The organism is Limnobacter thiooxidans, from assembly GCF_036323495.1.
In the GTDB taxonomy this organism is placed as follows: domain Bacteria; phylum Pseudomonadota; class Gammaproteobacteria; order Burkholderiales; family Burkholderiaceae_B; genus Limnobacter; species Limnobacter thiooxidans.
In genome coordinates this window covers 2,696,546-2,720,491 of sequence record NZ_AP028947.1, presented here as the reverse complement: position 1 = coordinate 2,720,491, position 23,946 = coordinate 2,696,546, and the positions used below count along the sequence as shown (strand labels likewise).

The 23,946-nt window shown below is 55.0% G+C and carries 24 protein-coding genes and 1 other RNA gene; 12 read left to right on the top strand and 13 right to left on the bottom strand.

The window, feature by feature from the left end:
• From ffs to RGQ30_RS12375, 6 genes are all read left to right on the top strand, one after another.
• Nucleotides 1-97, top strand: an RNA gene (gene ffs / locus RGQ30_RS12400) — signal recognition particle sRNA small type.
• 31 nt (nucleotides 98-128) lie between these two features.
• Entirely contained in the window at nucleotides 129-2,087 is a 1,959-nt protein-coding gene (gene dnaX / locus RGQ30_RS12395) for a DNA polymerase III subunit gamma/tau (RefSeq protein WP_130557923.1), read from the top strand.
• 22 nt (nucleotides 2,088-2,109) lie between these two features.
• Nucleotides 2,110-2,436 carry a YbaB/EbfC family nucleoid-associated protein gene (locus RGQ30_RS12390; protein ID WP_040512993.1) on the top strand — a complete coding sequence of 109 codons (327 nt, stop codon included), beginning with the start codon at nucleotides 2,110-2,112 and terminating at the stop codon, nucleotides 2,434-2,436.
• 9 nt (nucleotides 2,437-2,445) lie between these two features.
• Nucleotides 2,446-3,081: a recombination mediator RecR gene (gene recR / locus RGQ30_RS12385; protein ID WP_130557924.1), complete on the top strand. Its 636-nt coding sequence runs from the start codon at nucleotides 2,446-2,448 to the stop codon at nucleotides 3,079-3,081.
• Nucleotides 3,082-3,146: 65 nt separating this feature from the next.
• The gene (locus RGQ30_RS12380) at nucleotides 3,147-4,388 is read left to right on the top strand and encodes a CaiB/BaiF CoA transferase family protein (protein WP_130557925.1); all 1,242 of its coding nucleotides are present in this window, start codon (nucleotides 3,147-3,149) and stop codon (nucleotides 4,386-4,388) included.
• A 137-nt stretch (nucleotides 4,389-4,525) separates the two neighbouring features.
• Nucleotides 4,526-4,684, top strand: coding sequence for a hypothetical protein (locus RGQ30_RS12375; RefSeq protein WP_338284458.1), 159 nt, complete (start codon nucleotides 4,526-4,528; stop codon nucleotides 4,682-4,684).
• Nucleotides 4,685-5,096: 412 nt separating this feature from the next.
• Here the strand turns inward: RGQ30_RS12375 and tal are convergent, their stop codons facing one another.
• Complete coding sequence (gene tal / locus RGQ30_RS12370; protein WP_130557926.1) at nucleotides 5,097-6,047, bottom strand: transaldolase; 951 nt, start codon at nucleotides 6,045-6,047, stop codon at nucleotides 5,097-5,099.
• Between the two features lie 128 nt (nucleotides 6,048-6,175).
• Here tal and RGQ30_RS12365 point away from each other — a divergent pair, with 128 nt between their 5' ends.
• Nucleotides 6,176-6,535 carry a hypothetical protein gene (locus tag RGQ30_RS12365; protein ID WP_130557927.1) on the top strand — a complete coding sequence of 120 codons (360 nt, stop codon included), beginning with the start codon at nucleotides 6,176-6,178 and terminating at the stop codon, nucleotides 6,533-6,535.
• Nucleotides 6,532-7,038 carry a disulfide bond formation protein B gene (locus RGQ30_RS12360; protein WP_130557928.1) on the top strand — a complete coding sequence of 169 codons (507 nt, stop codon included), beginning with the start codon at nucleotides 6,532-6,534 and terminating at the stop codon, nucleotides 7,036-7,038. Before RGQ30_RS12365 ends, RGQ30_RS12360 begins: the two co-directional genes overlap by 4 nt.
• Here the strand turns inward: RGQ30_RS12360 and RGQ30_RS12355 are convergent.
• On the bottom strand, nucleotides 7,022-7,327 hold the full coding sequence (locus RGQ30_RS12355) for a hypothetical protein (RefSeq protein ID WP_130557929.1): 306 nt from the start codon (nucleotides 7,325-7,327) through the stop codon (nucleotides 7,022-7,024). The two genes, RGQ30_RS12360 and RGQ30_RS12355, sit on opposite strands and share 17 nt — an antisense overlap.
• A gap of 152 nt (nucleotides 7,328-7,479) precedes the next feature.
• Here RGQ30_RS12355 and RGQ30_RS12350 point away from each other — a divergent pair, with 152 nt between their 5' ends.
• A complete protein-coding gene (locus tag RGQ30_RS12350) occupies nucleotides 7,480-8,565 on the top strand; it encodes an HD-GYP domain-containing protein (RefSeq protein WP_130557930.1) in 1,086 nt (361 codons plus the stop codon).
• Between the two features lie 30 nt (nucleotides 8,566-8,595).
• On the opposite strand, the gene RGQ30_RS12345 is transcribed toward RGQ30_RS12350, so the two are convergent.
• The 11 genes from RGQ30_RS12345 to RGQ30_RS12295 all read right to left on the bottom strand — a co-directional run bounded on the left by RGQ30_RS12345 (nucleotide 8,596) and on the right by RGQ30_RS12295 (nucleotide 18,247).
• Complete coding sequence (locus tag RGQ30_RS12345; RefSeq protein ID WP_338284456.1) at nucleotides 8,596-9,585, bottom strand: sensor histidine kinase; 990 nt, start codon at nucleotides 9,583-9,585, stop codon at nucleotides 8,596-8,598.
• 10 nt (nucleotides 9,586-9,595) lie between these two features.
• The gene (locus RGQ30_RS12340) at nucleotides 9,596-9,889 is read right to left on the bottom strand and encodes a hypothetical protein (protein WP_130557932.1); all 294 of its coding nucleotides are present in this window, start codon (nucleotides 9,887-9,889) and stop codon (nucleotides 9,596-9,598) included.
• 2 nt (nucleotides 9,890-9,891) lie between these two features.
• Nucleotides 9,892-10,722, bottom strand: coding sequence for a tetratricopeptide repeat protein (locus RGQ30_RS12335; RefSeq protein ID WP_298216573.1), 831 nt, complete (start codon nucleotides 10,720-10,722; stop codon nucleotides 9,892-9,894).
• 2 nt (nucleotides 10,723-10,724) lie between these two features.
• Nucleotides 10,725-11,678, bottom strand: a complete 954-nt coding sequence (locus RGQ30_RS12330) for a type II secretion system F family protein (RefSeq protein WP_130557934.1) — start codon at nucleotides 11,676-11,678, stop codon at nucleotides 10,725-10,727.
• A gap of 12 nt (nucleotides 11,679-11,690) precedes the next feature.
• Complete coding sequence (locus RGQ30_RS12325) at nucleotides 11,691-12,599, bottom strand: type II secretion system F family protein (protein ID WP_130557935.1); 909 nt, start codon at nucleotides 12,597-12,599, stop codon at nucleotides 11,691-11,693.
• Nucleotides 12,596-13,837, bottom strand: coding sequence for a TadA family conjugal transfer-associated ATPase (locus RGQ30_RS12320; protein WP_298217047.1), 1,242 nt, complete (start codon nucleotides 13,835-13,837; stop codon nucleotides 12,596-12,598). The genes RGQ30_RS12325 and RGQ30_RS12320 overlap by 4 nt, the downstream gene beginning before the upstream one ends.
• Nucleotides 13,838-13,965: 128 nt before the next feature.
• Nucleotides 13,966-15,165, bottom strand: a complete 1,200-nt coding sequence (locus RGQ30_RS12315) for a CpaE/TadZ family protein (RefSeq protein ID WP_298216567.1) — start codon at nucleotides 15,163-15,165, stop codon at nucleotides 13,966-13,968.
• 14 nt (nucleotides 15,166-15,179) lie between these two features.
• Complete coding sequence (locus RGQ30_RS12310; protein WP_130557938.1) at nucleotides 15,180-16,538, bottom strand: type II and III secretion system protein family protein; 1,359 nt, start codon at nucleotides 16,536-16,538, stop codon at nucleotides 15,180-15,182.
• Entirely contained in the window at nucleotides 16,535-17,506 is a 972-nt protein-coding gene (gene cpaB, locus RGQ30_RS12305) for a Flp pilus assembly protein CpaB (protein ID WP_130557939.1), read from the bottom strand. The genes RGQ30_RS12310 and cpaB overlap by 4 nt, the downstream gene beginning before the upstream one ends.
• Before the next feature lie 24 nt (nucleotides 17,507-17,530).
• Nucleotides 17,531-18,025: a TadE/TadG family type IV pilus assembly protein gene (locus RGQ30_RS12300; RefSeq protein WP_130557940.1), complete on the bottom strand. Its 495-nt coding sequence runs from the start codon at nucleotides 18,023-18,025 to the stop codon at nucleotides 17,531-17,533.
• Nucleotides 18,026-18,052: 27 nt separating this feature from the next.
• Nucleotides 18,053-18,247, bottom strand: coding sequence for a Flp family type IVb pilin (locus tag RGQ30_RS12295; RefSeq protein ID WP_130557941.1), 195 nt, complete (start codon nucleotides 18,245-18,247; stop codon nucleotides 18,053-18,055).
• 251 nt (nucleotides 18,248-18,498) lie between these two features.
• Here RGQ30_RS12295 and RGQ30_RS12290 point away from each other — a divergent pair, with 251 nt between their 5' ends.
• The 3 genes from RGQ30_RS12290 (at nucleotide 18,499) to RGQ30_RS12280 (ending at nucleotide 23,904) form a co-directional block, all read left to right on the top strand.
• Nucleotides 18,499-19,230, top strand: coding sequence for an EcsC family protein (locus RGQ30_RS12290; RefSeq protein ID WP_130557942.1), 732 nt, complete (start codon nucleotides 18,499-18,501; stop codon nucleotides 19,228-19,230).
• 155 nt (nucleotides 19,231-19,385) lie between these two features.
• Entirely contained in the window at nucleotides 19,386-22,994 is a 3,609-nt protein-coding gene (locus tag RGQ30_RS12285; protein ID WP_130557943.1) for an indolepyruvate ferredoxin oxidoreductase family protein, read from the top strand.
• Nucleotides 22,969-23,904, top strand: coding sequence for a PPK2 family polyphosphate kinase (locus RGQ30_RS12280; protein ID WP_130557944.1), 936 nt, complete (start codon nucleotides 22,969-22,971; stop codon nucleotides 23,902-23,904). Before RGQ30_RS12285 ends, RGQ30_RS12280 begins: the two co-directional genes overlap by 26 nt.
• Nucleotides 23,905-23,946: the final 42 nt, after the last annotated feature.

The window sequence follows — 23,946 nt, the reverse complement described above, 5'->3', positions numbered from 1 at the left end:
GGCGGGCCTCCCCGCATGGCGTAGCGGCCAACCTGGTCAGGTCCGGAAGGAAGCAGCCACAACCGTGAAGTCAGTGCCGGGGTTCTGGCTCGCCTCTTGTTTTGGTCAAATTACTGGACCCAATCTGCATGAATCAAACAGTTTCTCAGGCTTTGGCCAGGAAATGGCGACCCCGAGACTTTGATTCTCTGGTGGGCCAGGCGCATGTGGTAAAAGCCCTTTCTCACGCGCTCGACAACCAGCGCCTTCACCACGCTTATCTGTTCACCGGCACACGCGGCGTGGGCAAAACCACCATTGCCCGAATTCTGGCCCGTGCCGTCAACTGCGAACAGGGCATCAGCCGTACCCCCTGTGGAAAATGCCAGGCTTGCGTTGAAATCAGTCAAGGCCGTTTTGTCGACCTGATTGAAGTGGATGCTGCCACCAACACCCGAGTGGATGAAATGCGTGCCTTGCTCGAAAATGCAATGTATGCGCCCACTGCAGGCCGCTACAAGGTGTACGTCATCGACGAAGTGCACATGCTGTCAACCAGTGCATTCAATGCCATGCTGAAAACGCTGGAAGAACCACCGGGCCATGTGCTGTTCATTCTGGCCACCACCGACCCCCAAAAAATTCCCGCCACCGTGCTGTCGCGTTGCCTGCAATTTGCCCTGCGCCAATTGCCCCCCGATCAACTGGCTGACCACCTGGCTCATATTCTGACCGAGGAACAGATTGCTTTTGAGCCCGGCGCATTGCGCCTGCTGGCCAAAGCAGCCCGCGGCAGTGTGCGCGATGCCTTGTCCTTGACTGACCAGGCCATTGCCTACAGCGCAGGCCAGATTGGCGAAGACACGGTACGAACCATGTTGGGTGCCGTCGACCAGCAGGTGGTGCATCAAATTTTGCAGGCCTTGGCTCAAGGCGATGGCAAGGCGCTGCTTGAACTGGGCAATGCCTTGGCTGCCGCCAGTGCGCCATTCGGTGCCATTCTGGATGAGCTGGCTGCCATTGCGTATCGGCTTTCAGTGGCCCATTTCGCAGGCGGATTGGACATCGACGATCCTGACCAGGCTGCTTTGCAAAGCTTGCAGGGTGCATTTGGCGCAGAAGACCTTCAGTTGATTTACCAGATCGCGACCCATGCCCGTGCAGAATTGCACCTGGCGCCGGAAGAGTCGATCGGGTTTTCCATGGCCCTGGTGCGCATGTTGGCTTTCAAGCCGGGTGGGCAGGGTAGTGTGGCGCGTTCTGTACCCTCGACCGCAACGATTTCAGGAACCGCGCCTGCGTTTGCGCCCAGTGCTGCCAAGGTCGCGGTGCCTGTTCCCCGTGCGACTGCGCCTGTCAACCTGCCAGTGAATGTTCAATCAAATACCCCCGCACAAGCTCCAACGAGTTCGCAGGTAAATGCGCGTGTTGATGACACGCCTGTGGCTGTGCAAACCGCGCCGGCAGTGTCGATGGCGGAGGTGCTTACTTCACCGCCTGCTTCAGTGTCCACTCCAGTGGATGATTTTGACGAGTCGCCACCTTGGGACACGGCTGATGACGAACCCGTTGCCAAATCCGGATCTTCATCAATGCAGGCAATTCCTGCATCTTCAGTCACCATTGCAACCACGTCGCTTGCCCAGGGTGCAGTGCCATTTTCCGCACCGCCCATGGTTCAATCGGCCAGCGGAGATTTGCCCAGTGCTGCCAATTGGCCACAGGTTTCCCAGGAAGTGCCCGCCAAGGGTTTGACCCGGCAGGCCCTGGTGCAGGCCGAACTGGTTGAGGCAATGCGCGACGGCGATGTGTTACAAATCAATTTGCGCACGGCAATCAAGGCTTACACGGAAGCCAGCATGGTGACCCGCCTTGAAACGGCCCTGGGGCAGTATTATGGTTGCACCGTGCGTTTGCAGATGCAGTTTGGCGAAGCCCAGCAAACAGCCCACGCCGTACAAAGTGAAACACGCAGGCAGGCCCTTGAAGGGGCCAAGCAAGCCTTGCAGGAAGACCCGTTTTTAAAAGACATTCAGAACTTGATGGGCGCAACAGTGGTCTCAGGTTCAGAGAGGACGCTGAGCAACACTGGCCCAGCCGACATTTGAAAGGAGAAATACCGAGATGAACATGATGAAAGGCCAATTGGCCGGCTTGATGAAGCAAGCCCAGCAAATGCAGGAAAAAATGGCCAAAATGCAGGCCGAGATTGGCGCACTGGAAGTAGAAGGCCAATCTGGCGGTGGCATGGTCAAAGTGGTCATGACCTGCAAGCACGACTGCAAGCGCATCACGATTGACCCATCTTTGCTGGGTGAAGACAAAGACATGCTGGAAGATTTGGTGGCCGCTGCATTCAATGATGCCGTGCGCAAGGCCGAGGCCACGATGACCGAGAAAATGTCTTCAGTCACTGCCGGTTTCCCGATGCCACCCGGCTTTAAAATGCCATTCTAAACAACACCCATGAGCCGTTCCGCGTTTGACGCTTTTGATGGTCTGGACCCGCTGGTTGACCTGGTGCAGGCACTCAAACGCTTGCCCGGTGTGGGCCCGAAATCGGCGCAACGGCTTGCCTTTCACTTGCTGCAAAACGATCGCCAGGCAGCGACGGCATTGGGTGAGTCTTTGCTCAAGGCAGTGGCAGAAATTCGCCACTGCAGCATGTGCAACAATTTTTGCCATTCCGACGTTTGCTCGATTTGCAGCGACACACGCCGCCAACCCAGTTTGTTGTGTGTCGTTGAAACACCTGCCGACCTGGCTGCCATTGAAGCCACTCAAACCTATCGCGGTTACTACTATGTGCTGATGGGGCGTGCCTCGCCCTTGGATGGCGTTCGCCCCGAGTCACTGGATTGGCCCAAGTTGAGCCAACGCCTTGATGACAGCGAAGTCAGGGAAGTGATTTTGGCCACCAATTTCACCAATGAGGGCGAAGCCACAGCCGTGTTTCTCACGGACCGCATCCGCCGCATGGCCTTGAAGGTCAGCCGCCTGGCGCGGGGTGTACCCATTGGTGGCGAACTTGAATACACCGACCCCAGTACTGTGGCCCGAGCTTTGCTGGACCGCCGGCAGTTGGGCACGGAAACCGACTGAGCACCATCGCCTTGACCGCCATGGCCTCTGAGTGACTTTCACGCACTGAACTTCCCCTTGCCAACATGACTGAAAACACCACCAACAGCACGGAAGCATCCACCCCGGAAGTGCCTGCCAACCAGGGGCCCTTGACGGGTATTCGCGTGCTCGAATTGGGCACATTGATTGCCGGCCCTTTTGCAAGCCGCATGCTGGGCGAATTTGGCGCCGAAGTGATCAAGGTTGAAACCCCTGGCAGTGGCGACCCCATTCGGAAATGGCGTGTGCTACACGAGGGCAATTCATTGTGGTGGGCAGTACAGGCACGCAACAAGAAATCGCTGACCTTGAATTTGAAGGCGCACGCCGGGTTGGATGTGTTGCGCAAGCTCATTCAAAGCACGGATATCCTGGTGGAAAACTTTCGCCCGGGTCAGCTTGAAAAATGGGGCTTGAGCCCCGCCCAGTTGCAAGAGCTGAATCCCGGTTTGATTGTAGTGCGCTTGAGTGGCTATGGACAAACCGGCCCCTACAAAGATCGACCTGGTTTTGGTGCCATTGCCGAATCCATCGGTGGCATGCGTTTTTTGAGTGGTGACACCGACAGGCCACCCGTGCGTGTAGGTATATCGATTGGCGATTCACTGGCTGGTCTGCACGCGGTGATTGGTGCCTTGATGGCTCTTCAGCATCGTCACAAAACCGGCAAAGGGCAGGTGGTGGACGTGGCCCTGTATGAATCGGTGTTCAACATGATGGAAAGCCTGTTGCCGGAATATGATTTTGCTGGCGTGGTGCGCAAGCGTTCAGGTGCGAGCTTGCCCGGCATTGTGCCTTCAAATACCTACACCTGTGGTTGCGGTGGCTTCATCGTGATTGGTGGCAATGGCGATGCAATTTTCAAACGCCTGATGCTGGCGATTGATCGCCCTGATTTCGCCGAAAACCCCGACATGGCCAGCAACGATGGGCGCGTCCGCCACACCGAACTGATTGACGATACGATCGCCAAGTGGTGCAAGAAACGCAGTATCGATGAGGCATTGCAGGTGTTGGAACAGGCCGATGTGCCGGTGAGCAAGATTTACAGCATTGAAGACATTGTGCGCGACCCTCAATTTGCCGCGCGCGGCATGATTGAAGAACATCCGTTTGGTGACGACCGCACATTGAAAGTGCCGGGGGTAGTGCCCAAGCTGAGTGACACGCCGGGCCAGACCCGATGGCTTGGGCCAAAGTTGGGGGAGCACAATGCGCAGGTGTTGGCTGATCTGGGATACACGGCGCAGGACATACAGCGCATGGCGGACGATGGCGTAATCTGAGGCTGCCGTTCGAGCCTTGTTCGGTGTTCGATGCTGCTCATCAATGCTTTCGTAGCGCAGGCCTTCGAGATGTTCGTTGCTGCTCATCTCGCCTTGGTCAAGGCTGATTTCCCGTCTTGTTGATTCTGGCTTGGGGCATGCGAGACGCAATGGCGTCCTCGCATCGATTGCTGGCGCAATCGCCCCGCGCTGCGAATCAGCCGGGAAGCCTTGCCCTGAATCGGCAAGATGATGCAGCAATTGAACACCTCGAAGGCTGCGAACTTGCGCTGGTGACAGTGGGCTGGTTGCAATGAATACCTCTCAGGCGGACAACTCACGCCGGAGAAAGGGCTGGTGATTCAACGAATGCTGGAAGTCGTTGGAAGTCACAGGAGGTCACGGGAAGTTGCTGCAAGTCGCTGCAAGTCGTCGCAAGTCGTCGCAAGTCGTAGGCGTAGCCCTTTCAAGTTTGCGAAGGCGGCATGGCCCTCGCACCGCCATTCAGGAAAGCCTGCCCGTTTTGAATTCACACGCCACGTTCGGCTGCAAGCCGACACCGGGTTCGGCCATCTTTTTTGCCGAACCTCGGTGAGTCAGTGTGACATTCAAAAAGGGAAATACAGGCTTTCGGCGGAAGAGGGTATGCGCCTTGCAAACGAAGAATGGGCATGCGCCTGACCAAACGAAAGAAGCGTATACGACCTAGAGCATGCGCCTTGCGAAGGATTAGCCCTTCAGCAGACCATCCAACGTAATCGAGTCTTTCACAAACGCCCGAATGCCTTCAGCCAGTTTCTCGGTACCCATGGCATCTGCGTTCAATTCATAACGAAATGCGGCTTCGCCAGCGGGGAAAGTTTCGCGCGGCTGTGTTTCAACCCAAGCCGTGTTCAAGTCGACATTCAATACGGAATTGTCAGCCTGCAATTCAGCCAGCAATTCAGGGCTGATGGTCAGCAGGTCGCAACCGGCCAGCGCCTTGATCTGCCCGGCATTGCGAAAGCTCGCGCCCATCACCTCGGTGCGAATGCCGTTTTGTTTGAAGTAGGCATAAATGCGTCGCACTGATTTTACACCGGGGTCATTTACACCCGAATTGGCTGCTTCATCCCAGGCGCTTCCTGCCGATTTTTTGAACCAGTCGTAAATTCGGCCCACAAAAGGAGAAATCAGTTGAACGCTGGCTTGTGCACAGGCGTGGGCTTGAATGGGCGAGAACAACAAGGTCAGGTTACAGTGAATGCCTTCGGCCTCCAGTACTTTGGCCGCCTGAATACCCTCCCAGGTTGAGGCAATTTTGATCAGCAAACGTTTCTCTGTATCAATTCCCTGGGCCTTGTACAACTCCACAATGCGTTTGGCGCGTTCAATGTTTCCCTGGGTGTCAAAGCTCAGGCGTGCGTCCACTTCAGTGGACACCCGGCCCGGAATGATTTTCAGAATTTCTGTGCCGAAAGCCACCAGCAAACGGTCGGTTTGCAGGTCCAGCGGCTCAGACCCGTACTTTGACTTGATTTGTTCAAGCAATGGCAAGTATTGTGGTTTTTGGACCGCTTTCAGGATCAGGGACGGGTTTGTGGTCGCGTCTTGAGGCAGAAACGCAGCCATGGTCTGGAAGTCGCCTGTGTCGGCCACAACTGTGGTGACCTTTTTTAGTTGTTCGAGGGTATTGCTCATGCTTTTTGGGGTTGAAAATTCATTGAACGGCGCTTCAGTATAGGCTTTTAAAGCTTTTGTTGGATCAATCAAATAGTATCCTTGAAGAGTGAACAACAAAAAAACACCACAAAAAACGGGTAATTGCCATGTATTGCGTTGAAGAACTTGAACAGCAGCCCTTGATCGATTCTGATCAATGGGGCCGTTTGCAAAGCGAATTGGGGCTGGAAATGCTTCGCGAGTTTTCGCTCGAGTTTTTCGAAGAAACCCGTGAAATCTGGATGGTGCCCAATTTCAATCCTTTTTCGTTCGAAGAAAAAGCATTTAAATCCATGGCTCATCGCAGTGCAGGCGCCGCAGGAACCATTGGGTTCAAAAAGCTGCGGTACGCATTCCTTTGCCTGGAACACACCACGGTGAGCGATCACACCGCCCGTGCACTCGAATTGATGAATACAACTTTTAACGAGACTCAACAGTGGGTTGAAACCACGACACAATCATGATGCAACACACTTCTGTAAAGCCTTGGGCAGCCCTTGGGTTTTTGATTAGCGCGGGTGCATTGGCTGCAGCCTTGTTTTTTCAAATCAGCAAAGACTGGTTTCCTTGTCCTCTGTGCATTGTCCAGCGCTATGCGTACTTGGCTACCTTATTGGGGTTTCTTGGTTTGGGGCTAAGCCGGAAAGGCGGTTTTGTTGCTGGCTTGTTTGCCTTGCTGACACTCACGGGTTTTATCGCTGGTGCAGGTACAGCCTTTTACCATGTGTGGGTGTTGTCCAACCCGCTTCAAACCTGCGGAGTAGATCCACTGCAAAACACCTTGAATGCTCTGCCTTGGGTTAGCCTTTGGCCCGATATGTTCACTGCCGATGGTTTGTGTACCGAGGAATATCCGCCTTTATTGGGGCTTTCATTGCCCATGTGGAGCGGAATCGGGTTTCTGGCGCAGGGCTTGGTGTTGTTGCTAGCGCTTCGGTCAAGAAAGTCAGTCAGAGGCTCATGGTAATCGGATTGCTCAAATTGACCAGGCCTTGCGCACCGCGCTGGGCTGTCTGGTTTTTCTCCAGGCTTTCCATGTAACCCAGCAAGGTGCCCAGGGCATCCATGGCGTTCGGGTTTTTGCTTTGACGTACAGCCTTCAGCAGCACAGCCAACGCTTCGTCCAGATCGCATTCGGCACTTGGTGTGCGGGTTTCCACCTGAAGACCCAAAGTGTGGGCAAAGTCACGGCCTTGGTAAGGTGTTGCGTGCAGTTGTATGGCTTGCATGGTGTTCAACCTGAATCTGGAATGCATTCAGGTTCCCATTTTTCAGCCGCAAGCCAATTGCTGAATAAACCCCCTTTTTAATTCCAGTTTTTCGCATCACCGGTGCCGGCTTCCTCCGCTTGGGCGATGCTGACCTGCCACCGAAAGCCGTCATAGTGTGGACATAGAGGAGTGTGCCCATGTTGATCAATATTTCAGATGCCCAGGTTGTCCAACCCCTTTTGCAGCGCAAATCGCTCTCGCCAGAGCATTTGTATCTTTATTCCGGCAAGCGTTTTACCCCGGGATCGCGCGTGGCCGGGGAAAGCCTTGTTGCTCTGGAAACCGAGCTGACTCAATCCACCCTGTTGTATTTGCAGGCACAGGATCTGTTTGAAGAGCTGGACTGTTGCCACAAAGTATTGTCGAAAGCACTTGTGGATGAAGAACCTGAAACCTTTGTGCCCGTCCTCAACGAACTGGCCGAGCGTTTTCGTCACATTGCGGTTCATCATTTCGATCTGGCCTATGCCTACTTGGCCTGGCATACCTCGGACGATTACCCGGTGATGCACCACATGCTCGTGGCCTTGACCTTGATGCGTGTGGGCATGTGCAGCAACCAGTTTTCCGAGGCCGAGTTGATGTCGCATTTGAAAGCGGCATTGACCATGAATATCAGCATGTTGACCTTGCAAGCCCGTCTGCGAGCCCAGACCGAACCTTTGACCCGGGACCAACGCGAAACCATTCGCAAGCACCCTGAGCAAAGTGCCAACAAGCTCAAGCTGCTGGGTGTGAAAGACGAGGTGTGGATTGAGTCGGTTCGCATGCATCACGAATTGCCGGATGGCAGTGGTTACCCCAACCAGGTGTCCAACAGCAATGTGGGGTCGGTCCTGCTCAGTGTGTGTGATTCATTCAATGCGCGCATGGCGCAGCGGGACTACCGAAGCAACTTCACGGCCGAGCAGGCGGTGAAAGACCTGTTTGCACAAGCCGATCACCTTTACAGTTGCTTCACCGCCATTATTCTTGAGCAATTGGGCATTTACCCGGCAGGTAGTCTCGTTCAGCTTACTGGCAACCAGATCGGTTGCAGCTTGATCCGGGGTGAAACAGCGATAACCCCAGTGGTGTTGGTGTTCAGAAACCTGCCAAGCCCCGGGCCAGGCGCCGCCTTGGTCGATACGTCTGGTGAGGGCAACAAGGTTCGGCATGCACTCCCACGGCGAGACCTGGGCAAGCTACCGGGGCTGCTAGAGCTGCTGTCTAAGGTGGTCTGAGCAATAATAGGGCTTACATGCAGCAGTAAATCAACCCGGCCTGGGTGTGCGCTCGGGCAGCTGGATGTTGGCAACCGTCTGGTTGCCAACCCGGGTCAGTGTCAAGGTCATGTGGTGGCGGGAGACAATCCGTTCAGCAGTGGCCAAGCCAATGCCTTCGCCCTCGAACTCGTCATTGCCGTGCATGCGGTGAAACAGCTGGAATTTTTGTGACTGGTGTTCCTCTGAAAAGCCCACGCCGTTGTCAATGATCTCAAGGTGATTGGGGCTAGCCTGGCGAATCTTGACCCTGGCCTCAGGCTGATCCTTGGAAAATTTCACGGCGTTGTCGATCAGTTCCTTGAAGGCTCGCATCATCAGCGGCTTGTCAAATTGCCAAAGCCCCTGCGCCTCAATTTCAATGGATACAGGTGAAAAATCAAAGTGCTCATTCACCACCTGAACCAGGGTTTCCCGAAGGTCGTGGGTCTGGATATTGAGAGGGCAAACACCCAGGCGCAGGTACTCAATCAGGGCATCGAGCAAGACGCCCATGCGCTTGCCGTTGCGCCGAATTTCTTCGAGCAGGCGGCTTGCTTCGGGTGGGGTGTTGTCACCCAGTTCATCCGCAAGGAAAAAGGAGTAGGCATCAATTGCGCGCAGGGGGGCGCGGAAGTCGTGGGCGATCGTTCCCGACAGCCAGTTTAACTGGCTGAGCAGATCATTGTTCTCTTTCATTTGCCGCTGGGTTTCCAGGTCCACACTTTGATCAAGTTGTGAATAGGCGACTTGCAGGCTTTTGATCTCGGCTCGCAGGGCGGTCAGCTCAAGTTGGTGTTCAGCCTGCTCCGTTTGCAGTCGCTCGCTGGCTTGTGCCTGTTGGCGTTTCAATTCCGTGCGCAGTTGACCCGACAGGTTTTCTACTGCCAATTGCTTGGTACGCAAGTCCATCAGGTCGTATTGCAGGCGCGCAGTTTCCTCCGGGGTCAACAGCCTTTGCCCAGTGACAAAGGACAGCAAGCGGAGAATTAAATGAAGCACTTGCGGTGAATCAGTTGGTTTTGATGGTGGAGACCTGCGACACGGGCGCCTTTTGATCTTTCGAACCGATCGCATCAGCATAGGCGCGGTAGGCCTTGCCGGCAGATTCGGCACGGTAAGGCTCTGTTTCACCCCGATTCATGCCTTCGGCCTGTTCTTTGAGCCAGGTGCGAGTGCTAAGCCCGGTTTCAGCGTCGGTCAGGCCTGCGGTACTGGGTGATGGAGCCGAGTCGTCTTGTGCAAAACCCAACACCGGTGCGGCGCAAATCAGCAAGGTTGAAATCCAGCGGGTGGATGTGTTCATGGCTAGTTTCCTTTGGCGTCAAAACGCCGTTTGATCGAGTTGGCTTGTGACATCACCTGATTGCGGGTGTTGTCCGACCATTGCAGGCGGTCTGCAATGTCCATGGCCATGTTGAAATCGTCATACACCAAACCCCACAACGCCAGGTTGGCCATGACTTTCACATCGCCGCTGGCCAGTTGGTTGGCTTTCATCAAAGTGTTGTAAGCGGGTTCTTTCTGACCTTCGAGAAGATAGACCAGACCCAGGTCCGAATAGGCATTGATGTTCAAGGGATCAACCTGAATTGATTTCTCAAGCCGTGTCACTGCGCCTTTCAGGTCGCCGCGCTCAATCGACACCTTGCCCAAACCGTACCAGGCTGGGCCACTTTTGACTTGTTCCTTGCCACCGAGCAGCGATTTGTACACCAGTTCCGCCTGGTCGAGCTGGCTGGTTTTTCGCAGGGCATCTGCACGCAGTTGCTTGCTGGGACGGTCTGAACCCCATTTCTGGTCATATGCATCCAGGTGGGCAAGTGCGGCATAAGCGTTGTCTTGCTCAACCATGGTTTGCACCAGTTTCAAGTGCAGATTTTTCTCGCGCTCAACACGGGCCTTGCGGCTTTGCTCGTCTTCACGCAGTTCTTCTTTGCGCTCAGCTTCGATCAAGGCTTGCTGGGGCGGGCTTGTCGCCGACATGCTTGATGAGGTGTTATTGACCTCCGGGCTGGGGGCAGGGTCACTCGTGGTATTGCCAGCAGGTGGTGTGGCACAGGCCGCAAGCACTAGGGGAAGTACAAACGTGGCAAAGGCCCTGTTTGCTGGGATTCTGTTCAGTAAACTGCTTGGCACGCTTAACCTCCGACTCGTTCAAATGCCCGGATGATGGAAATGATGCCGGGTCCGCCTGTCATGATCAACAAGGCTGGCAGCATTGTGATTACCATCACGCCTGTCAGTTTAACAGTCAGTTTGCCCATTACTTCCTTGGCATTGGCCCTTTCTTTCTCCACCAACCGGTCAGAAAACTGTTTTAGTGGTTCTTGAACTGCACCACCGAATTTCTCGATTTGTTCCAGTACCTGGACAAAGGAACGAAATTCGTCGCTGGAATAGACCGAGCTCATTTTTTTGAGAATGACACTCCAAGGCACACCCGATTTCACCTGTGCCCGAGCTCTGTAGAGCATGCGGCCGGTTATAGGCACAAGGTCGCGCAGTTGAGTGGCCATGATTTCAATGGATTGGTCCACACTCAGGCCCACGCCTTGAAGCAGTCGCATGACATCCACAATGGCCACCAGTTCACGCTCGAAAGCCGCTTCCCGGCCTTCACCAATGGTTTTCAGGATCCACTTGGGCGCCATGAAGCCAATGCCGGTAATGGCTACAATCTGGATCATGGCGGTGGTGCTGAATCCGCTGCCCCAGTTGAGGAAAAGTCCGATGCCCAAGCCAAGCAGGGCCAGGCTGATGCGCATCAAAACAAACCGACTCAAGTCTTCTTCGCGCCCAAAGCCCGCGCGCCCCAGCAGTTTTTTGTCTTCGTCTTCCACGAAGTGGCCGAACGCTTTGGTTTGGCTGAATTGTTGTCCAAGCCGGTCAATGCGGTTGGTCAGTGCGCTGGTTGGCACCTGGTTGCGCACGGCAGTCGAGGTTTGAACACGCCGGCGTTCTTCAATGTACTGTTCAATTCTTTCCAGGGTTTTTTCTTTTCGACTGGACTGGTTTAGCAGGCTCCAGGCCAGGCCTAGAAACCCCAAGCCCAGCAGGAAAATTCCGATCCACAACAACGTGTCCATGCTCATGTGGGTGTGTCCTTAAATGCTCTTGACCATGCGGTAAATGATTGCTGCACCGAACACCTGCAACAGGCCAGCCACCATCAGCAGCATTCGGCCGGTGTCGTCGTTCCACATGGTGCCCAGGTAGGCGGGGTTCAATGTCAGGATAATGCCGGCCAGTGCGGGCGTCAGGCAGCACATGAACACTGCGGACATACGTGCCTCGGAAGACATGGCCAGCATTTCCTGGTGATGTTGTTCGCGGTCGCGCAGGTACTGCGCCAGGCGACCCAGCAAAATGTCACTTTTGCCGCCGTAGTTCAACGCCAGTGCCACAACCGACGCAATCAACTTGAATTCGGTCAGCCCGTAGACGCGTGCAAGCCGGTGCATGGCCTGATCCAGTTCCAGGCCGGCATACTGCATTTGTACAGCCAGCCCCAGTGCTTCTTTCAGGGGTTGTTCGGCATTTTCAAGGGCAGTGTTGAATGACACGGTCAAGCTGTAACCCACAGCACTGACACGCACCACACCATCCAGAAACGCAGGTAACTGGCTCAGCATTTGCAAGCGGCGTTTGCGCTGACGATACAACACATAGGCAGCGACACCTAGAAAGGCCAGAATGAGTGCACCAGTTGCACTGGCAGGTCCACGAAAAATCAGCGCTGTGAATGCGGGCAGCAGCATGAACAGGCCCAATCGGATTCCGAGTGCCCGATCGAGGGTCAAGCCCGCGGAAATCAGACTGTCAGTGATCCACTGGGGAATGTATTTTTTGCGTAGCGGGTCCTTCTCCAGGGCCAGCGGGTCTCTGGATTTGCTCAGCGCAACATCCAGCCTGCTTTCGGCAAGCTTTCGGCTTTGTTTTTCAGCGTCCTTGCCCAGCAGCAGCAAGGCTCCGGAGATGAAAATCAGTGCGGTGGCGATCAGTCCGAAGGTCATGTCAGGCGGATGTGAGAAATTTTCGGGTTTTTGGGGTAAGGCACCACGGGTATCCAGTTGTCCAGTTCCTGTCCATCCGGGCCCAGTCGGCTTTCGTGGCGATACAGGTCTTGGAGCAGAATGTTGTCATCTACAATGCCTGCCACTTCCGTGATGCTGTAGATGCGGCGCTTGCCCGAAGGCAGCCTGACAATTTGTACAATCAGGTCAAGAGCTGATGCTATTTGTCGACGCAAGCTCATTTCATTGCCGGTGAAACCTGCAAAACCGGACAACATTTCCAGGCGATGAAGGCAGTCACGTGGAGTGGACGCGTGAATGGTGCCCATGGACCCGTCGTGGCCGGTGCTCATGGCCTGCAGCATGTCCAATACTTCTGCACCCCGTACTTCGCCCACAACCACGCGGTCAGGGCGCATACGCAAGCTGTTCTTCACCAGGTCGCGAATGGATATTGCGCCAGCACCTTCATGGCCACCCGGACGGCTTTCAAGGCGAACCACGTGGTGGTGATTCAGCTGTAATTCGGCTGTGTCTTCAATGGTGATCAAACGTTCGCCTGCAGGAATGAATTCCGCGAGCACGTTGAGCATGGAGGTTTTGCCGGTGGAGGTTGCACCACTGACCACCAGGTTGCAGCGCTTGCGCACGGCTTCCTGCATCAGTTCATATACGCGGGAATCGAATGTACCCAGGCCCATCAGATCTTCGGCGCGCAAGGGAATGCTGCGGAATTTCCGGATGGACACCACCACGCCGTCGCGGGCCAATGGGGAAATAATGACGTTGATCCGGCTGCCGTCGGGCAGGCGCGCGTCCACCATGGGGCTGGATTCATCCAGCCGGCGGCCCAGCGGTGCCAGGATTCGGCGAACAATGCGCAGCAGGTGGGCGTTGTCGACAAAGCGGGCTTGCACCCGTTCCATTCGGCCCATCTTGGACACGTACACGTCCTTGTAGCCGTTGATCATCACGTCTTCGACGTTGGGGTCAGCCAGCAAGTCTTCAAGCGGGCCAAAGCCTGCGATTTCCTTGTACAGCGAATCGGCCACGAAGGCCACTTCAGAATCATTCAGCGGAATCTGTTTGCCGTAGATCAGGCTTTGCACCTCCCCCTGGATAAATTTACCCAGGGCGGCATTGTCCATCTTGGCGAAGGTGGCGCCTTTTTTCTCGATGATGGCCAGAATGTGCTCATGGGCCATTTCCTTGACATCAGCCAGCACGGCTGAATCCATGTCACTGACTTTGGCTGTGGCAAATTGCAGGTCCTGCGGGGCGTTGCCTGCGCTGGCGGTGGTTTGGTTTGAGCCGCTGCTGTCTTCCGATTTCGGGGCCGGGGTTTCCTGACCAAAAATGATGTCGCTCATTTGTTGAACCATTTCTTGAAGGTTGAGGCCAGACCATGGGCATTCTCACCATGACGCCGGTTCGAGTTCACGCGTTCGAGCAACTGGGAGACTGCTTTTGAGTAGGGGTCTTTGGGGTCCGTGGCCGACAGCACCTGCCCGCCATTGACGGCATTGATCAAGGGCGCGCGGCGATCCGGTAACTCGTGCACAGTCTGGATCTGAAGTTTCTTGGCAATTGAGTCTGCGTCCAGTGCCACGTCTTTGTGACACGGCGTGACCACCAAATCAAAACTGCTGGTCGCAATGCCTTTGTCATTCAAGCTTTTGATCAACTCGGCCGCGGTCACAATACCTGGCACGGATTGCGGGGTGAGCACCATGGTGACGTCGGCGCTGCGCAGCAGGCTGGCTACGAACTCCAGGTTGGAAAACCCGCACAGGTCAATCACGATGTTCTCGAAGAAAGACTTGATCAGGTTCAAGAACTTCAACGCATCCGATGCCGAGATGTCACGCAAATCAGCCAGGTTTCGCGGCAGTGAAAGAATGGCCACGCCAGTTTGGTTGTGCTTGCGAAATGCTGACTTGGCCAGAGTGGCGTCAAACCGTTTCAGGTTACGCACACATTCCACAAAATCCATGGCGCCCTGTTTGTCTTCGCAAGGCAGGTGCACCAGGCCATCGCCCAGCGGCAAGCCAAAGTCGAGCAACAAGGTACTGTCTTTGTTCTGTCGAGCCAATTGTACGGCCAGGTTTACCGCCAAGGTGGTGGACCCAACCCCCTGCCGACCACCCAGTACGACCATTGCATAGCCTTTGCGCTCATTGGATGGCGCAGGAGCTTTTTCAGCCACAGCACTCAGTATTTTGGTCACTTCGCCTGCACTGGAATCAAGGCTGAGGAAGTCTTTCACGCCTGAGCGCAGTGCATTGACCACATCCTCTGTGGAGTCTTTTGAACCCATCGCCACAACAGGCAGATCGGGTGCGATTTCTCGCAATTCCTTGACGATCAGGCTGGCGTCCAGACCCACTTGGGGTGAGTAATCGACCACAGCCATGCTGGGCGAGACAAGCCCGACGCGCTTGGTAATTTCACTGAAGGTGCCGGATTCACGCACCAGCATGAAGCGGTCGCCCACCGCATCAGACAGCCAAAGCCAATTGGCGTCTGATCCGCTGATGAACAGGATTCGGGGCATGCTTTGTGGCATTGTGAATGACCCCTTTAATTGGTGGTGAAGCCAGGAACAGGCTCTTTCGCTGCAGGCAGGAAGAGCTGGCTCCAGACACCGCGCGGACGCATGCCCACGTTCTGGCCAGGCAAGGCCAGTGCAGGTGCATTCGCAGCCCGTGGCTTGACAAACCTTGGGGTGACAATAATCAGCAGTTCCTTGTCTTCGCGGCTGTAGGTGTTGCCTTTGAAAAAGGCGCCCAGAACCGGGATGTCAGAAAGCCACGGTACCTTGTTGGCGTTGGCAATGATGTTGCGGCTGATCAGGCCACCGATGACAAAGCTTTGGTTTTCACCCAGTTCAACAGTGGTGCTAGCCCGGCGTGTCAGGATTGCGGGTACCAATACCCCTTGAATCGATGTGCCACGAGAAAAATCCAGATCGCTGACTTCGGGCGATACTCGCAGCGCAATGGTTTTGTTGGACAAGATCGTTGGGGTGAAGCTCAAGCCCACACCGAACTTTTTGTATTCAATGCCGATGGTTCCGTTGCCGGAAGGTACCGGAATTGGAATCTCGCCACCAGCCAGAAAGGAAGCGTCCTGACCCGACTGGGCAATCAAAGAGGGCTCTGCCAATACCTTGGCGTAGCCATCCGCTTGAAGGATGTTCAGGTTGGCCGTCAAATCGCCAGCCAGGTTGCTCAGGGTCACGCCGAAAGCATTGGCCACCGAGCTGCCTGAAGATACGGGGTTGGACACCGCGTAGCTGAACTGCCCGCCGTTGAACTGGCCTGCCAGGTTGATACCCAGGCGTTGCAGCTCGCTGCGGGTAAATTCGACTACCTTGACATCCACCTGCACGGTGCCTGATGTCTGCAGTGCTGCCTGATCAATCAACTCGGCGGCTTTTCCGTCAGCGCCTGGTCGAACCAGACTTTCACGGGCCTGCTGGTAGGTCACCACGTCAGGAGTGGAACCAGACAGCTTCATCACTTGGCCTTCTGTTTCCATTTTCAGGTCTTTCAGGCTGGAAATGGTTTCGGCTGCCTTGCCGGTGACGGCTACCGTGATGACGCGTGCCATACTGGCACCGCGATCCCAAATCAACAGTGAGGTGGATCCGGTTTTCAAACCAGTCACCAACACGCCAGCATTTTTTCCACCGCGGTCGGTGGGTTTCAATATCGTGACCGAAGCAATGCTGGGGTCACCGATGGACACTCGGGCCGGAATGGAGGGCAGGCCAACCACTTTCTGGAACCCGGTGCTCACTGTCAGTACAAAAGGTGCAGGTGTTGCCGTGGCAGCAGGTGTTTGCCCCATGGCCACTTGAGGCAAGGCGAGTGTGCTTGCAGCCATCAAGGCCATTGCTGCGGCCAGGCCTGTGAATGTGATTTGACGAGTATTCATCGCGCTGTTTCCCGGGTTGTTTCGCCACCGCGTATCACTTCCACCGTGGCAGGCGCGGCTTCGCGCTGACCGGTGGTTTGTGCGGGTTTGTTGTTTTTTACATTGCTATTGCCGCTGCCTGGCAACATGGCGTTGTCCAGCGAAATACCGGCAAAAGCCTTGTCACTTGCGGTCATTTCCACCTTGGGTTGCGGGTTCAAGACCTTGCCATCAGGACCCTTGACCAAGGCAGGTTTCAAAATGGGTTCAGCCTGAGGGAATTTGCTCATGTCAGGCAGTTCCTCTTCTTCCGGACTGCGAAGTACCACGAATAGCTCACCCAGTGTTTGTGCAACGGCCAGGGTGTTGATGTCAGCTGTAGGTACCTCAACCATCATGGCGCGCAATCGTGCAGCGCGGTTGTTGACATCCTTTTCTTCTGCCTTGTTTGCATTTTCTGGCGCATTCACCAGCTGTGCGCCGACCGATAGCACGCGAAGGTTGGGCATGATCAGGCGTGAAATGGTTTGTTGAATGTCGCGGCTGTTGGACTGGAAGATCGAGAATACGTCCACGTAGTCACCGGGTTTGATTTTGCCGGTGGCCACATTGTTTTCATCAAGTCGCAGGGCAAACGCGCGATAACCCTCACGCACTTCGGCGGCTACAGCGCCTGATTCAAAAAACTGGTTGGTTACAGGCAAGCCTTTACCCACGGTAAACAGGGGTTTTTTGCCGATTACATCTCCAATGTCGGTGAACGCACCTTTAGGCACGATTGCAAATTTCTCCACCTTCAACATCTCAGGTGTCACTGGCGTTCCAAACTTGATCTCAGTGGCACTGACCACAACCGGATAACGTTCCAGTTCTGTCTTGATTGCTTCTCCCCCCTTGCGTGCATTCTGGCCGGACAAAAAAGCCATGACCAAAAAGATCAGGCCAATTCCCAGCAGCAGCAAGGCGAGTATTTTTGTTTTTCCTGACATATCGCGAAATGCTCCCGAATGAAATTAAAGTGCGCCAGTGGTTTGATACAGAACCACGGCGCTGGCGCTGAGTTGTTCTGGGAAAAATGTCTCTGAAAACGGGATATTGGCCAGTAGCGGATTTTCTGCAGTATTAAAAAAACCGCGAAACTCCAGGCAGCTCAGGGCTGGATTGGAACCTGCGCCCAATGCATTGCCACAATCTGCGGCACCAGCCAATTGGTTGGTTGCAAAGCTGAATCCTTCCGGGTACATGGCGCTGGGCAGTGAATTCAAAAGCAACTGCCGAGCCGCAGACTCGGGGTCTGCATTGTTGCCGGCAACAGCCACACTGCGCGCGGCCTGTGATACGGCCGAGCTCAGTGTGTGTTGAACCATGAACAACAGGCTGTAGCCCACGATTGCGAAAACAACCGTTAAAATCACCGGCAACATCAGAGCCAATTCAACAAGCTGCGCACCACGCTGTTTGTCGGCGCGACTGGCAAGCATTGAAAGGTTCTGGATGTTGCGGTTCATGTTAAAGGGACCTTGATCAGTGTGGCATTACTGCGTGCCACCACCTGCACCAGTCAAAGTATTTACGATGTTGCCAAAGGCTGTATCCAGGCCATCGCCCAATGTTGCAAAACCTGCAACAGCAATGGCAACAACCAGCGCTGCAATCACTGCGTATTCAATCAGGGATGCACCATCTTCTTTACGTTTCAAAACCAACTGTTTACGGGCTGCTTTGTTCATGAAATTCACTCCTGTGTGAAAACATCAAATTAAAAATTGAACACCCCCATATTAGGGGTGCTCCAAATGGATCAAAACAGCGATCAGAACCCTCATTTCACCGTCTATTCCCAATTTTGGCCTCAAGAATTTGAAACATCGTCGGGTTTTTACACCCAAAATGGTTAATCCTTGTGAGTTATGATAGTAAACCAACTCTATGACTTGATCATTGTTAGTATTGGTGTCAATTTGCCTTTGATGAATAATTCATGCAAAAAAACGACCTGCCTAAATCCATTTTCGGCCCGCTTCAAACAGTAGCCGGTCTGATCATGGGTGGAGTGCCCGCCACCAAAGAGCCTGGAAAGGCCCGGCGCCCCTATGAACGTGCCAAGGAAATCACTCAAAAGGCCTGCGCCAAGGCGGCTGCAGTGTCGGGCGGCCTGGCTTTGCCGGTTGGCCCTTTGGGCATGCTCACAGTGCTGCCTGACCTGGTCATTGTTTGGCGAATTCAAGCGCAAATGGTGGTGGACATTGCCGCGGCTTTTGGTCATAACAAGGAATTGACCCAGCAGGAATTGATGGCCTGCCTGTTTCGCCACGTTGCCGGAACAGCCTTGCGGGAATATGAACGCTCGGTTCCCATTGAGCACGACGAACGCAGGGGCAAGTCCTTACTTGACTTCGTTGATCATTTCAGTCGCAGCGGTAGCCGTGACGTGGCGGTCAGGGTCACCAAACAGATCGGACAGGCCATTGTGGAACGGGTTGCCAAGCGAGCAGCCTCCAGAATTGTTCCGCTGGCGGGAGCCGCAATTGTGTCGGCATACGCCGCATTGGACACCAAAGAAGTGGCCCGCACGGCAGTGGAAATGTTTTCTGGTGAAAAGCTGCCGGCACGACGCAGCAAGAAAACCTATCCACGGCCACAGGAAATGTTCAATGTGGACAACGTCAAGGATATTCATCTGGACGAAGAGGGGCCACTGAAGTCCAACTGACCGGGGGACTTGAACCGCCGCAGGCCTTGTGTGACACTGACCACAGGCGGCCTGCTGCCCACAAGGTGAGCAGGCGGTCAACTGGCACTTGGTAATACTCAGAGCCAGCACATCACATTGAATGGAACTTACCCGTTCCATGGAGGATTGTGGTCATGAACGCTCCCTGTCACCCGCGTCACCCCCTGTCACGTGCCGTTTCCCTGCACGACAAGTACACCCTTCCCAAAGGCAAAATTTTTCTCACTGGCAGCCAGGCCTTGGTGCGTCTCACCCTGCTGCAAGCCGAACTGGATCGCAGCCATGGTTTGAACACCGGCGGGTTTGTGTCCGGTTACCGGGGTTCACCCCTCGGGGCCGTTGATCAGGCTTTCTGGGCCGCCAAAAAGCACTTGCAACCCGCCAACATTCATTTTCAGCCCGGGCTCAATGAAGACTTGGCCGCCACCTCCGTGTGGGGCAGCCAGCAGTTGAACCTGTTTCGGGGTGCAAAAGTGGATGGGGTGTTTGGCTTGTGGTATGGCAAAGGGCCGGGTGTCGACCGCAGCCTGGATGTGTTCAAGCATGCCAATGCTGCGGGCGCTTCCCGCTACGGTGGGGTGTTGCTGGTGGCTGGCGACGACCACGCCGCGAAAAGTTCAACCCTGCCACACCAGTCAGACCACGTGTTGAAAGCAGCTGCCATCCCTGTGCTGTTTCCCAGCAATGTGCAGGAAATCATTGATTTCGGCATTCTGGGTTATGCAATGAGCCGCTACGCGGGCGTGTGGGTGGGCTTGAAGACGGTAGCCGATGTGGTGGAATGTTCAGCCACGGTTGACATTGACCCTGCGCGGCATGTGATCCATGTGCCCACTGATTTTGAGATGCCCCCGGATGGCTTGAACATTCGCTGGCCCGACACCGCACTGGCCCAGGAAGCCCGGTTGCTCGACCACAAACTGTATGCCGCGCTGGCTTTTTGCCGTGCCAACCACCTCAACCGCACGGTAATTGATTCACCGCATGCACACTTTGGCATTGTGGCCACTGGCAAGGCCTATCAGGATACTTTGCAGGCTTTGAATGACCTTGGCTTGACGCCAGGCCGATGTGCCGAAATCGGCATTCGTGTGTTCAAGGTGGGCATGGCCTGGCCCCTGGATGCGGTTGGCATTCGGGAGTTTGCCAAAGGATTGAAAGAAATTCTGGTGATTGAAGAAAAACGGCAGTTCGTGGAATACCAGATCAAGGAAGAGCTTTACGCCTGGCGCGAAGACGTGCGCCCCAAGGTCTATGGCAAATTCGATGAGCGCCTGGCCGAAGACGGCCGGGAAGGAGGGGAGTGGTCATTGCCCCAAGGCAACTGGCTGCTGCCCAGTCATTACGAACTGGACCCCGCACTGATTTCACAGGCCATTGCCAAACGCCTTCAGCACATCGTGTTGCCCCCCGATGTACAAGCCGCAATTTCACAACGTATTCAGGCCATTCTTCATCGACAAACCATTGGCAAACCTGCGCACCTGGCCGTTGAGCGCAAGCCTTATTTTTGTTCGGGTTGCCCACACAACACTTCCACCAAGGTACCCGAGGGCAGCAGGGCCATGGCCGGCATTGGTTGCCACTACATGGCGGTCTGGATGAACCGCAGCACGGAAACCTACACGCAAATGGGCGGCGAAGGCGTGCCCTGGATCGGGCAGGCACCATTCACCGAAACGCCGCACGTGTTTGCAAACCTTGGGGACGGCACTTATTTCCATTCCGGTATTCTGGCCATACGCGCCAGCGTGGCCGCTGGTGTCAATATCACCTACAAGCTGTTATTCAACGACGCCGTGGCCATGACGGGCGGGCAGCACCTGGATGGCGTGTTGACCGTACCTCAGCTGAGCCGGCAGTTGGCCGCCGAGGGCGTCGCAAAAATTGTCATCGTCAGCGACAATCCCCAGGCGCACCGCAGGCAGTCAGACCAGGACCCCAAGGCTGAAGGGGTCGAGGTGTTTGATCGCCGCGACCTGGACCTGGTGCAGAAACTGTTGCGCAGCACCCCCGGCACCACGGTGCTGATCTACGAGCAAACCTGCGCCTCTGAAAAGCGCCGTAGGCGTAAACGAACCGACCCGGCCACAGGCCAGCCACTATTCCCCAACCAGGCCAAGCGCGTGTTGATCAACGCGCGGGTGTGCGAAGGGTGCGGCGATTGCTCCCGACATTCCAATTGCCTGTCGATCGAACCCCTGCCCACACCCTGGGGCGTGAAGCGAACCATCAACCAGTCAACCTGCAACAAGGATTACAGCTGCCTGGAAGGCTTGTGCCCCAGTTTGGTCACCGTAGAAGGTGCCGGGTTGAAACAACATTCAAACCAGGTCCACTTGGCTGCGCTCAGCAATGCCTTGTCGGAATTGCAAGAGCCCGATTTCAATATTCACCCGAACGACTTGGACCGACGCTATGCCGTACTCATCAACGGTGTGGGGGGCACAGGGGTTGTCACCATCGCCGCCTGGCTGGGTATGGCGGCCCATTTGCAAGGCATGGCGGCCTTGGGGCTTGACATGGCTGGCCTTGCGCAAAAAGGCGGTGCGGTGTTTTCGCACTTTCAGTTTGCACCTGCCGGGCAGGCGTTGGCGTCGTCAAAAATACCTGTGGGCGAGGCTGACCTCATGATCGGTGGCGACCTGCTGGTGTCGGCCCATGAAAAAACCCTGGAGCTGTTGCGCGGTGAGGCATTTGCAGTGGTCAACACCGACACGTCGCCCACCGCTGACTTCATTCAGCAACGCGATTGGTCTGTTTCTGAAAATACAATGCACGCCGACATTGCACAGGCCTTGAGCAATCCGCAGGTTCAACTGCAAACAGTGCGTGCCCAGTGGATTGCCGAACAATTGTTGGGCGACACGGTGTTTGCCAATGCATTGTTGCTGGGCCTGGCATGGCAGCGGGGCTATTTGCCCTTGCACTTGGCAGCCCTGCGCCAAGCCATTGAACTGAATGGCGTCAAGGTGGCAGAGAACTTGCAGGCTTTTGAACTGGGTCGCCTTGCAGCCCAAAATCCAGAGGCGCTCGACAAACTTTTCAACCAAGCCGACATCCCGGCAACGCAGGAAACGGCCGAGGAGTTGCTGCAACGTTGCCACCGTGAATTGGCGCAGTATCAAAACACCGCATTTGCAGACCGTTTTGCAGCACGTCTAAAATCACTGCGCGCGCTGTTCAATCAGCATGCTGAACCAGGGCTTGCCGAGGTTTCGTGGGCACGTCTGTGCCGCACCTATTTCAAGTTGTTGGCATACAAAGACGAGTTTGAAGTGGCTCGCCTCCACACTGACCCGGCATGGGCCAACACGACGCGAACACAGTTTGAACCCGGGGCCAAGATGGTTTTTCACTTCGCTCCCACCTGGCTTGTTGGTCACGCTGCCCGTCCCAAAAAAATCCGGTTGGGGCAGGGGGCAATCCCGATCCTCAAGGCAGTGGCTGCTTTGCGGGTTGTTCGGGGAACCTGGTTAGACCCTTTCAAAGGCAGTTTAGAGCGTAAAAATCAGACTTTACTGGTCACCTGGTTTGAATCCTGGATGGAACTGATGCACAATAATCCCTCAATGTTGCAGTACAGCATGGAAATTAGCCGAACCCTGGATCTGTTCAATGCCGTGAAAGGTTTTGGTCAGGTGCGTATTGAATCATTTGAGAAAGCAAGGTTCGAGATTCAAAATTCCGTGCAATACAAGCCCAACCTGGATCAGCATGACCAAGACAGACAACAAACCTGAAACCAAAGTGACCAAGCGCAAAGAGACCAAACGCTCTGAAAAAGTGTTGCCCGAGGCCTTGGTCCCCGAAAGTCAATGGGAAATTCTGGGCCAAGCCTGCATGGTCAATGGCAAGGCCGTGCGCCTGCGCCAGTGGCCCACCCGCTATGGCGACATGCCTTCCAATGAGGACATGCACGAACGTGTGGACCAACTGTCGAAGCGCTTGAACCAGTTGTTGACCTGCCTGTATGCGCAGGGGCAGCACAAACTTCTGGTGATTTTGCAAGGCATGGACACTGCTGGAAAAGACGGTGCCGCTCGTGCCATCATGGGTTCTGTACACCCCATGGCATTGCGCATGGTGTCGTTCAAAGAGCCTTCCGAACAGGAAAATTCACATGACTTCCTGTGGCGTGTTCACCCCCATGTGCCGGGGGCTGGGCAGTCAGTGATTTTTAATCGATCCCACTACGATGGGATCATCATGCCCATCATTCAGGACAATGTGTCTGCTGTCTGGATTGAAGAGCGGATTCGACAGGCCAATGACTTTGAGCGCCTGCTCGTGGAAAGCGGCACGACTGTGCTGAAAATTTTTCTCAATATTTCCCGTGAAGAACAACATCAGCGCATGGTCGATCGGTGGGAAGCGCCAGACAAGCGCTGGAAGTTGACCGAGAAAGACCTGCATTGCGGCGAGAACTACAGCATGTACGCCAATGCGTATGAGCAAGTGCTTGAGAAAACCTGCACCAAGCAGGCCCCTTGGTGGATCATCCCTGCAGACCACAAAGGATTTCGCAATATGCTGGTTGCTGAAATTCTGGTGGGCACGCTTGAGCGAATGGGCTTGGCTTGGCCGGAACCAGATCCCGCCGTTGCGAAAAGTGAATTCTGGAAGAAACCGTCAACCACTACAGGAACGTAATCGTTATTACAGTTCCAGTCTACTTGTTATTATTTCGCAGGA